Source organism: Longimicrobiales bacterium, from assembly GCA_035764935.1.
Classification (GTDB): domain Bacteria; phylum Gemmatimonadota; class Gemmatimonadetes; order Longimicrobiales; family RSA9; genus DASTYK01.
Genome location: DASTYK010000141.1, coordinates 1 through 9,533, shown reverse-complemented (window position 1 = coordinate 9,533; position 9,533 = coordinate 1). Strand labels below are relative to the sequence as shown.

Sequence of the window (9,533 nt, the reverse complement as noted above, 5' to 3'; positions counted from 1 at the left end):
GCATTTCACCAGCAGACGCCGGTCGCGTGACGCTGCCACGCTCGACCAGCCGTTCCAAACCTTGCAGGCCGGCACGTACTCCGACTGAGGTATGACCATGCAGATTTCGCAGACGGCTTCGAGCGTTTACAGCCTGGACGAGGCAATCGCAGTGCTCGAGCGGACTCCAGCCGTGCTGCGGTCGCTGCTGCTCGGACTTCCCGACACGTGGATCACGTGCGACGAGGGACCGGAGACCTTCAGCCCGTTCGAGAACGTCGGGCACCTGGTTCACGGTGAGCGTGCGGACTGGATCACCCGCGCGAGGATTATCCTCGACCAGGGTGAGAATCGACGGTTCGACACGTTCGACCGCTTTGCCCACCGTGTGGAAAGCGCGGGCAGGAGCATGGCGGAGCTGCTGGACGAATTCGAGAACCTGAGGCGGGCGAACCTCGAGACGCTGCGAGCATGGAACATCGGCGAGCGCGAGCTGGACCTCCTGGGTGAGCACCCATCACTGGGCCCTGTCACACTGCGCCAGCTCCTGTCATCGTGGGTGGTACACGACCTTGGCCACCTCGCGCAGATCGCCCGTGTGATGGCCAAACGATACGGCCAGGACGTCGGACCGTGGCGGGCGTATCTGCCGATCCTGACCCGGTAAGAGCGGGCGTGGCCTAACACGACGAGCGTGAATTGATCACCCACTCCGAGCTGCACTACCGGATCATCCGGACCTTCGTCGATCACGGGCATGCCCCCACCATAGCAGAGCTCGCCGATGCGCTCGGCGAGCAGCCGGATAATGTGCGCGACGCCCTCGTCGCACTGCAGGACTACCATGGTGTGGTGCTGCACCCGGCCACCGGCGAGGTGTGGGCAGCTCACCCGTTTTCGGCGGCGCCCACGAACTTCTGGGTGCAGACCGATCGCATCGGTTGCTGGGCCAACTGTGCCTGGTGCGCGATGGGCGCCGTCACGCTGCTGGGCGGATCCGCAACGGTGACGAGCACGATCGGGGCAGAGTCGAAGCAGGTCGTGCTGCACGTGGCTGGTGGCGTGCTGCGGGAGCGCGGGCTCTGCGTTCATTTCCCGGTGCCAATGGCGCGGGCGTGGGACAATGTGATTTACACCTGCAGCACGATGCTGCTGTTCGAGTCGGAAGCGCAGATCGCGGGCTGGTGCAGAAGACACCGCATTCCGCGCGGAGACGTCCAGCCGCTCGAACTCGTTCTCGCGTTCGCACAGGAGTGGTACGGCGGCCATCTCGATCGCGACTGGGTGAAATGGTCGTCGGCGGAGGCTGCGACACTGTTCGAGAAGCATGGGCTCACGGGGCCGACATGGCAGGTCGCCGATGGAGCGACCCGCTTCTAGCTCGCGGGAATCGACCGGCCCCGGCGAGCGCATTCGTGCATGTGCGTACCAACGGATTCGAAGGAGGGTACCGCTATGCCACTGGAGTACACGCCCGCGTCGCGCTTGCTGCAGGACCGGTTCGATACGCGGCGGCTCGCCGATCGCCTTGCCGAAGTGAAGGTGCACGAGGAGTTCACACCCGATGATGCCGCGTTCATCGAGCGCCTCGACATGTTTTTCCTGGCCACGGTCGACGCTACGGGTCAGCCGACCTGCTCGTACAAGGGCGGCGACCCGGGCTTCGTACGGACTACGGGCCCGCGGGAGCTCGCCTTTCCCAACTACGACGGCAACGGCATGTACCTGTCGATGGGTAATGTCGCCGATACGAATGCCGTCGGTCTGCTCTTCATCGATTTCGAGGCACAGCGAAGGATGCGCGTCGACGGGCGTGCACGAATCGAGCTGCATGATCCGCTGCTGAAGCATTATCCCGAGGCGCAGTTCGTCGTCCGGGTCGAGGCGCTGCGGATCTATCCGAACTGTCCGCGCTACATCCACAGGTACCGGCTCGTGGAGCGGTCGCAGTTCGTGCCGCACACCGAGGTCGAAACGCCGGTGCCGGCATGGAAACAGTCGGCGTGGGCGCGCGACGTGCTGCCCGCCGATGACCCTGCCCGGCCACGGACCTGAAGTCGGCTGCCGGGGCGCGCCGGAGGAGCACGGCATCACCAGCTCGCCGGATGTGAGCCTTGCGTTCGCCGCAGGGTGCTCCACAAGCTCACAGTGTAAACGAGTGACAGCGGCCATGGACCAGGTGAGGGCATTCGTGGAGCGGACGCCGTTCAATCGCATCGATACGATCATCCTGCGCGTCGAAAACCTCGAGCGCGCGATTCGGTGGTACCGGAAGGTGCTGGGGACCGATCCGGTCTTCCACGACGACGCGGAGCGGCTGGCCGTGCTCGGAGTCGGTTCCGGCAGTCTGACGCTGTGGCAGCGCAGGCCGGGAGAGGCGTCACCGGCGCCGGCAGGCCGGTCGGGGACGTACCCGATCTTCGCAGTCGACGACGTCGAAGCAGCTCACGTGTTTGCCAGCGCGCACGCGCACGGCGTCGAGGCGATCCAGGCGGGAGCGGGCGTTCGGTTCTTCGGCTTCAGCGACCCGGACGGCAACTACCTGGAGGCCTGCCAGGTGCTGGAGGCATAGGCTGCATCATGGCAGACGCTCAGCCCCCCGTGTTCGAAGCACTGGTCCCCATGCTGCCCGTCACCGACGTGGTACGTACGATCGAGTTCTACGAGCAGCTGGGATTCGAGGTTGGCAGCACCCACACGCCGGAGGGCCAGACCAAACCGGTCTGGGCGTGGATGCACAGTGGCAGGGCGCACGTGATGATCAACCTTGCAGCGCAGGCGCTCTCGGCCACACATGCGAGCGCATCTGTCTGGCTGTACACGAAGGACGTCGAATCTGCCCATGAAGCCCTGCGGTCCCGTGGCCTCGACGTGGGCGACATCGAGTACCCGTTCTACAATCCGGGCGGTGAGTTCCACGTCCATGACCCCGATGGCTACGCAGTGTTCATTGCCCGCGCAGAGTAGATTCCGCGATGCGAATCGAACCTGACCAGATCAAGATCGAGTCGTGGCTCGTCTCGGCCGGCCGCGCCTCCGAGCCCGGTGCTCCACTGAACGTGCCGCCGGTGCCGGCGTCCAATTTCATCCTGGGCACCGACCGCGCCTACTCGCGCGGTGAAGGCACGCCGACATGGGAGGCACTCGAAGAGGTCGTAGGCGGGCTGGAGTCCGGACGGGCGGTGGCATTCGCGTCGGGCATGGCAGCCGTTGCCGCGGTGTTCGAGCAGCTGCCCGCGGGGGCGGCCGTCGTGCTGCCGGAGGACTGCTACCAGGGCGTCGCCGGCCTCGCGGCGGCCGGCGCACGCAAGCACCGCTGGTCGGTGCAGCGGCTTCCCGTAGAGGACACGGCCGGATGGATTCGCGCCTTTCCCACGGCGGATCTGGTCTGGCTCGAGTCCCCGTCCAACCCGTTGCTGGTCGTCGCAGATCTCGAGGCAATCTGTGCAGCACCGCGCAAGCCAGGGGCGATCGTCGCGGTGGACAACACGTTTGCGACGCCTCTGAACCAGCAGCCGCTGGACCTCGGTGCGACGGTGTCGCTGCAGTCGGCGACCAAGTTCATCGGTGGGCACTCCGACCTGCTCGCCGGCGTAGCGACCACGAGAAACGATGCGCTCTGGCAGGCACTCAGGGAATCTCGTGAGCTGATGGGCGCAACGCCTGGCGTGCTCGAAGCGTTCCTCGCGACGCGCGGCGCGCGTACGCTGGCAGTGCGGCTGCAGCGCGCGCAGCAGAATGCGATGCAACTGGCGGAGCACCTCGAGGCCCACCCTCTAGTCACGCGTGTGCGCTATCCGGGGCTGCCGTCGCACCCGACGCATGAGACGGCGCGGCGTGTCCTGAAAGGCTTCGGGACGATGATCTCCTTCGACTTGCGGGGTGGAGCGGAACTGGCCGACGCCGTCTGCAGCAACCTCCGGCTCATCCATCACGCGACGAGTCTCGGGGCAGTCGAATCCACCATGGAGCGCAGGGCGGCGGTACCGGGCCAGGAACACCTGCCCCCCTCACTCCTCCGGCTGAGCGTCGGTATCGAGGACCCCGACGACCTCTGGGCCGACCTCGACGCGGCGATTTCGCTTGCGGCCCCGCAGGCGTAGCTTCGAGAACCCGATCCACTCAGCGGCGGGGCAGCTCCGGTGCCGCACCGGGCAGTCGTCGTCGCGGACCGAGCCAGCACAACCACATCCTTCCCGAGGGCAACCACATGCTGCGCAAGACTGTCGTCGAGGCGATCGGCACGTTCTTTCTCGTGCTGACGATCGGTCAGGTGGTGCTTGACCCTGGCGCCGGCGCGCTGGCGCCGCTGGCGATCGGCTCCGCGCTGATGGTGATGATCTTCGCCGGCGGGCACATCTCGGGCGGTCACTACAATCCTGCGGTGACACTCGGCGTCTTTCTGCGCGGCCGCACGTCCGCAACGGACATGCTCGGCTACTGGGCAGCCCAGGTCGTCGGGGCGATCCTGGCCGTCCTGGCGATCCGCTATCTCAAGGGCGACGTCGCCGCGACGCTGATGACGCCGGAGACCGGGCCGGCGTTCGTCGCCGAGTTCCTGTTCACGTTCGCACTCGTGTACGTGGTGCTCAATGTCGCTACGGCGCGCGGCAACGAAGGCAACTCCCACTACGGCCTGGCGATCGGCTTCACGGTGATGGTGGGTGCGTACTCCGTGGGGGCCATCTCGGGCGGTGCATTCAACCCGGCCGTCGCGATCGGGATCGCCATGCTGGGGATCGTGGGCTGGTCACAGCTGTGGCTGTACCTGGTCGCGAATCTGCTGGGCGGCGCCGTGGCGGCGCTGGTGTTCAATGCACTCGATCTCGGTGAGGACAAGCCGACCGCGGCGACACGCGCGCAGCAGGCGGACCTGGCGGCACCGGGACAGCCGTCGCGCTCCTGACCGTTCGAGTGGTGCGCTGATGAAGAGCCTGGTGGCACTGGTCGTCTCGTTCGTGGTGTGTTTTGCCGCTGCCGCGATCGGCGGCCTGGCCACACGGCGCGCGCCGGAATTCTATGAAGCGCTGTCCCAGCCGTCCTGGGCTCCGCCTGCTTCTCTGTTCGGGCCCGTCTGGACGGTGCTCTATGCGCTGATGGCGATCGCCGTGTGGCTGGTCTGGAAGGAGCGAAGCGCCGCCGGCGCTGGCACTGCCCTGACACTGTTCCTGGTCCAGCTCGCGCTCAATGCGCTCTGGAGCTGGCTGTTCTTTGCCTGGCAACTCGGTACGGCGGCGCGGGTGGAGATCGTCGTGCTGCTGGTCGTGATCGCGCTGACGATCGCTGCATTCTGGCGGGTGCGGCCACTCGCGGGCGCACTGATGCTGCCGTACCTGGCATGGGTTGCGTATGCGACGGCGCTTACGTTCGCTCTCGTCCGGCAGAACCCCGGCATCCTCTGACGCGACGGGGCCAGGATCGTGATCTCGACGTCGCACCTGTTTCGCCCCCTCGGGGCAGAGCTGCTCGCACTGCTCGGCGGTTTGTCGTCCGACGGGTGGCACCGGCCGACATCCGCAGGGACGTGGGCGGTCAGGGACGTCGCTGCCCACATGCTGGATGGCGACCTGCGGCGCCTTTCGGCGCAGCGTGATGGTCACGTGCCGCCGCCGCCACACCCGATCGACTCCGACGCGGAGCTGCTGGCCTACCATAACGACCTGAACCGGTCGTGGTTGGACGTCGCGAAGCGGTGCAGCCCGCAGGTGCTGCTCGAGCTGCTGGAAACGTCGACCACGCGCATCGCCGATCTCATGGAGTCGAGCGATCCGGCGGCGCCGGCAACGTTTCCGGTTGCGTGGGCGGGCCAGTCATCGTCCGCGATGTGGCTCGACATGGCGCGGGAGTACACCGAGCGCTGGCACCACCAGGACCAGATCCGCGAAGCGACGTCCGCGCCCCCGCTGGCAGAGCCGCGCTGGTTGCGACCCGTCCTGGAAGCATCCCTGCTCGCGCTGCCGCACGCGTTGCGAAACATCGACGCTCCGACGGGAACGTCGATCCTGCTGCGGATCGAGGGTGCGGCAGGCGGTGCGTGGAGCCTGCTGAAGCAGGACGGCTGGGTCCTGCAACCGGAGAATCCGGCGTCGCCTGCGGCGACGATCACGGCGTCGGACCTCGCGATGAGCCGGCTGCTGCTGCACCGGCTCACCCGGGCGCAGGCGGAGGCGCTCATTCACACAACGGGCAACGCCGACCTCGTCGCGCCGCTGCTGGACGCGCGCGCCGTGATGGTGTGATGCCTGACCGATCGAGCTCCCGCGGAATCGCGCGGGAGTCGACGGGCGGCAGGATGGTACGCTGGCGATGAAGGGTCCGATCGTGCGTCGCATACTGCTGCTGTTCGTCGTCACTGCTGCACCCGCGCAGCTTTCGGCGCAGGCGCACGGTGTGAGCATCCCGGTGTGCGCTGCCGTTGCCGGGACGGACGCCGATCACGACGGCCTGTCCAACGAGTGCGAGCTGGAGCTCGCGCGCACCTTTGCTCCCCGACTCGTCGTCCGGTCGGGCGGCTGCAACTGGGATTCCGCGCATGCGCGGCTGGGCGGCGGCTACCTGTACGCGGTTCAGCGCGTGAAGGACGCGCTGCGAATCGCCTACCTCCCGGCGTACTTCAACGACTGCGGCTGGAGCGGCGCGAAGTGCCTGCTCCCGTGGATCGACTGCGCACCCCATGCGGGCGACTCCGAGCTCGTCATGGTCGAGCTCGAGCAGGACACGAGCGCCGACTGGCGCGTGGGCGGGATATTCCTGTCGGCGCACTGCTTCGGTCGCAGTGGTGACGACTGTCGGTGGTACCGGGGCCGGGACCTGCGGCTGTTCGAGTGGGTGGAGGCGAGGCCGGTCGTGTGGGTTTCGGAGGGCAGACAGGCGAATTACCCGACGTGGTCGTCGTGCGATCGCGGCCATCACTCGATCGACACCTGCGACAATCACGATCTCGCGTACGACTTCCCCGTTCGTGCCGATCGCAACCTCGGAAGCCGTGCAGCGCCGGCGCAGCCCGGCGGATGCGTGCCGGGAGCCGACGTCGCTTCGAGCCTGGTCGACCGCGGCGCGAGCGAGTGTTTCTGGCGAAGTGACGCAGGCTTCGCCGGCTGGCAGGGGCGCGGCACCGGGGCCACGGGCTACGAGCGCTACCTGCGCGAGGTGGCGGGATTCTGAACCGCCGCTACACAGCCCGCCGGGCTCTGCCGGGCTCCAGCTGATGGCGGGCGCGCACGGCCTCGCGTGGCGAGCCGGGCGCCGGTGCCTTATCATGACAGCCCCGCCAGTGCCGACGAGCTGGTGCCCACGTTCATCCGCCGCCGCCGAGGTCGAATGCAGAATCCTGGAGCAGCCCGAACCGTTGCAGAAGCCATGCTTTCCTTGTGGGAGCGCGAGTTCCCCGCAACTCTTCGCGTGCTGGCTGCAGTCAGCGATGAACGGCGGGACTATCGGCCGGACCCGAAATCGCGGTCTGCGTGGGAACTGGCGACACACATCGCGACGGCAGATCTCTGGTTCATGGAAAGCATCCGGCGAGGCATCTTCGAGTTCGATCCGGAAAAGGTGAAGCAGGTCGAGGCTGGCTTCGGGAGCGTGGCAGACGTGGCCGCATTCTACGAGCGCGCAGTACCGGATGCGTTCGCCAGGCTGCGCGCCATGCCGGACGAGGATCTCGCGCAGCCGCTGGACTTCTTCGGCATGATGTCGATGACGCGAGCCGAGTGGATCGGATTCGCGAACAACCACAGCGTTCATCATCGCGGGCAGCTGTCGACGCACCTGCGGGCACTCGGCTCCAGAGTGCCGGACATCTACGGCCCGAGCGCCGACGCGGAACCGGATCCAGCGGCGAGCTGATCGTCGTCACAGCGGCGAGACCGCGGAGGAGGAGCGGCAATGCGTGAGCGCAGTCGCGCCGCGCAACATCGCAGGACGACCAGCCGGGAGCTTTGCTGCAGCCTACCCCAGTTCGTTGTGCTCGAGGCGGTCCAGCAACGATTCCAGCTTTTCGCTGACGGATCCCGAGACCGTGCCGTAGATCGCGCGCATGCCGAGCCACGCGCCGCCGAACACCGGCAGTGCCAGCAGCATGAGTGCGTCCGCGATCGGCGTGGCCCAGACCGCCACGCTCCAGCCTGCAGCGAGCGCGCTGCCGCTGCCGAGCACGCCCGCCACGATCCCGCCGCGTGTGCCGCCCAGGTCCACGCTGACCTCGACGATGCAGCTCGCGTCGTCGATGGGCGAGACGGCGACGTCGAGCTCCTTCAGATCGAGCGGCGGGTGCGCACGGGAGAAGCCGCTCGCGAATCGCGCGAGTCCGGCCGCGATGCTGGAATTGCGCACGTACCGGGTGCGATTGCGGAAGCGCCGCTGCGCGACCATGTATTCCTTTTCGCGCAGGTAGCGGTCGAGCAGGGCCGATGTCGTCGCTGCGGGCCGCTGCAGCACGCGTGATGCGCGCACCACGCGCGCGCCGACCATGCCGGTGAGTGCGCCTCCCTCCTCGACGGGGCGACTGCGCACCTCGGCGATGGCGCGCCGAACGGCCGCGGGCTCGAGGCCGAGCTCCTGTCCGATCTTGACGACCTCGGCTTCGGAGACGCCCTCGTCCGTGCGGGCGGAACCGCCCGCCTGCAGCTCCGTGGCGCGCCGGATCACCGCCTCCAGCTCGGAGGTCGTAAGGTTGGGTGCGGGCACCGGCGCTGCCGCCGGGCGCCGCGCCGGAATGTCACGGCTGTCTCGATCTACCATGCTGTTCCGAAATGAGCGGGCACGACGGACATGATACTGCGTGCAGACCTGAGGATGAAGGTTCGACCGATAGAAGCAGGGGATCGCGCGGAATGGCTTCGCATGCTGCTGGGGCTCTACCCCGGCTCGACGGACGCCGATCACCTGCCGTCGATGGATGCCTGGCTCGAGGGTCGCGCGGCCGATGAGCTCCTGCCGGAGGTGGTGTTCGCGATCGAGCGTGCGGATGGCCGACTCGGCGGCTTCCTGGAACTGTCCGTCCGTGATTATGCGGAGGGGTGCAGCGGCCGGACACCGTACGTCGAGAGCTGGTACGTGGACGAGGACCTGAGGGGCGTCGGCCTGGGCGGAGCGCTGATGGCTGCGGCAGAGGCGTGGGCGCGGGAGCACGGCTACTCCGAGCTGGCGTCCGATGCGCTGCTGGACAACCAGGTCAGCCACCAGGCGCACGCGGCGCTCGGCTTCCAAGAAGTCGAGCGAGCCGTTCACTTCCGCAAGCCGCTCTGACCGGCATGGGGGCGGCGCTTCCGCACGATGCGACCACTGTTGCGCCGGGTTCCATCGACCTCCTTCCCCCCACCGTCTGGACGATCGGGCATTCGACGCGCTCCGGCGCGGAGCTCGTGAGCGTGCTGCAGGCGCACGGGATCGAGCTGGTCGCCGATGTGCGCCGCTTTCCCGGCTCGCGCCGTTTCCCCCAGTTCTCGAGCGAGGCACTCGCCCTGACGCTCGCATCGGCAGGCATCGAGTACCGCTGGATCGAGGCGTTGGGCGGCCGGCGCCGTCCCGATCCCGACTCGCCCAACCAGGGGTGG

14 protein-coding genes are annotated in these 9,533 nt (G+C 67.6%); 13 read left to right on the top strand and 1 reads right to left on the bottom strand.

What is annotated here, in order from left to right:
• The first annotated feature begins 97 nt into the window (after positions 1–97).
• The 11 genes from VFU06_11425 (at position 98) to VFU06_11375 (ending at position 7,824) form a co-directional block, all read left to right on the top strand.
• Complete coding sequence (locus VFU06_11425) at positions 98–646, top strand: DinB family protein (GenBank protein HEU5209991.1); 549 nt, start codon at positions 98–100, stop codon at positions 644–646.
• 32 nt (positions 647–678) lie between these two features.
• Positions 679–1,359, top strand: a complete 681-nt coding sequence (locus VFU06_11420) for an alkylmercury lyase family protein (GenBank protein HEU5209990.1) — start codon at positions 679–681, stop codon at positions 1,357–1,359.
• 75 nt (positions 1,360–1,434) lie between these two features.
• Positions 1,435–2,034 (top strand): pyridoxamine 5'-phosphate oxidase family protein, encoded by a 600-nt coding sequence (locus VFU06_11415; protein ID HEU5209989.1) that lies wholly within the window; start codon positions 1,435–1,437, stop codon positions 2,032–2,034.
• A gap of 115 nt (positions 2,035–2,149) precedes the next feature.
• Complete coding sequence (locus tag VFU06_11410) at positions 2,150–2,551, top strand: VOC family protein (GenBank protein ID HEU5209988.1); 402 nt, start codon at positions 2,150–2,152, stop codon at positions 2,549–2,551.
• A gap of 8 nt (positions 2,552–2,559) precedes the next feature.
• The gene (locus VFU06_11405; GenBank protein HEU5209987.1) at positions 2,560–2,946 is read left to right on the top strand and encodes a VOC family protein; all 387 of its coding nucleotides are present in this window, start codon (positions 2,560–2,562) and stop codon (positions 2,944–2,946) included.
• A gap of 8 nt (positions 2,947–2,954) precedes the next feature.
• Positions 2,955–4,082, top strand: a complete 1,128-nt coding sequence (locus VFU06_11400) for an aminotransferase class I/II-fold pyridoxal phosphate-dependent enzyme (GenBank protein ID HEU5209986.1) — start codon at positions 2,955–2,957, stop codon at positions 4,080–4,082.
• Positions 4,083–4,189: 107 nt separating this feature from the next.
• The gene (locus tag VFU06_11395; protein HEU5209985.1) at positions 4,190–4,885 is read left to right on the top strand and encodes an aquaporin; all 696 of its coding nucleotides are present in this window, start codon (positions 4,190–4,192) and stop codon (positions 4,883–4,885) included.
• Between the two features lie 19 nt (positions 4,886–4,904).
• On the top strand, positions 4,905–5,381 hold the full coding sequence (locus VFU06_11390; GenBank protein ID HEU5209984.1) for a TspO/MBR family protein: 477 nt from the start codon (positions 4,905–4,907) through the stop codon (positions 5,379–5,381).
• 18 nt (positions 5,382–5,399) lie between these two features.
• Entirely contained in the window at positions 5,400–6,218 is an 819-nt protein-coding gene (locus tag VFU06_11385) for a maleylpyruvate isomerase N-terminal domain-containing protein (protein HEU5209983.1), read from the top strand.
• A gap of 67 nt (positions 6,219–6,285) precedes the next feature.
• Positions 6,286–7,143 (top strand): hypothetical protein, encoded by an 858-nt coding sequence (locus VFU06_11380; protein ID HEU5209982.1) that lies wholly within the window; start codon positions 6,286–6,288, stop codon positions 7,141–7,143.
• 195 nt (positions 7,144–7,338) lie between these two features.
• Positions 7,339–7,824 carry a DinB family protein gene (locus tag VFU06_11375; GenBank protein ID HEU5209981.1) on the top strand — a complete coding sequence of 162 codons (486 nt, stop codon included), beginning with the start codon at positions 7,339–7,341 and terminating at the stop codon, positions 7,822–7,824.
• 102 nt (positions 7,825–7,926) lie between these two features.
• Here VFU06_11375 and VFU06_11370 read toward each other — a convergent pair whose 3' ends face one another.
• On the bottom strand, positions 7,927–8,718 hold the full coding sequence (locus VFU06_11370; GenBank protein ID HEU5209980.1) for a hypothetical protein: 792 nt from the start codon (positions 8,716–8,718) through the stop codon (positions 7,927–7,929).
• A gap of 54 nt (positions 8,719–8,772) precedes the next feature.
• On the opposite strand from VFU06_11370, the gene VFU06_11365 reads away from it, so the two are divergent.
• Positions 8,773–9,225, top strand: a complete 453-nt coding sequence (locus tag VFU06_11365) for a GNAT family N-acetyltransferase (GenBank protein HEU5209979.1) — start codon at positions 8,773–8,775, stop codon at positions 9,223–9,225.
• A gap of 116 nt (positions 9,226–9,341) precedes the next feature.
• On the top strand, positions 9,342–9,533 hold a 192-nt coding region (locus VFU06_11360), incomplete at its 3' end, for a DUF488 domain-containing protein (GenBank protein ID HEU5209978.1).

Coding starts and splice junctions, on each gene's coding strand:
- VFU06_11415 (HEU5209989.1), top strand. CDS start 1,435: ATGCCACTGGAGTACACGCCCGCGTCGCGCTTGCTGCAGGACCGGTTC.
- VFU06_11410 (HEU5209988.1), top strand. CDS start 2,150: ATGGACCAGGTGAGGGCATTCGTGGAGCGGACGCCGTTCAATCGCATC.
- VFU06_11400 (HEU5209986.1), top strand. CDS start 2,955: ATGCGAATCGAACCTGACCAGATCAAGATCGAGTCGTGGCTCGTCTCG.
- VFU06_11425 (HEU5209991.1), top strand. CDS start 98: ATGCAGATTTCGCAGACGGCTTCGAGCGTTTACAGCCTGGACGAGGCA.
- VFU06_11370 (HEU5209980.1), bottom strand. CDS start 8,718: ATGGTAGATCGAGACAGCCGTGACATTCCGGCGCGGCGCCCGGCGGCA.
- VFU06_11390 (HEU5209984.1), top strand. CDS start 4,905: ATGAAGAGCCTGGTGGCACTGGTCGTCTCGTTCGTGGTGTGTTTTGCC.
- VFU06_11375 (HEU5209981.1), top strand. CDS start 7,339: ATGCTTTCCTTGTGGGAGCGCGAGTTCCCCGCAACTCTTCGCGTGCTG.
- VFU06_11395 (HEU5209985.1), top strand. CDS start 4,190: ATGCTGCGCAAGACTGTCGTCGAGGCGATCGGCACGTTCTTTCTCGTG.
- VFU06_11405 (HEU5209987.1), top strand. CDS start 2,560: ATGGCAGACGCTCAGCCCCCCGTGTTCGAAGCACTGGTCCCCATGCTG.
- VFU06_11380 (HEU5209982.1), top strand. CDS start 6,286: ATGAAGGGTCCGATCGTGCGTCGCATACTGCTGCTGTTCGTCGTCACT.
- VFU06_11365 (HEU5209979.1), top strand. CDS start 8,773: ATGAAGGTTCGACCGATAGAAGCAGGGGATCGCGCGGAATGGCTTCGC.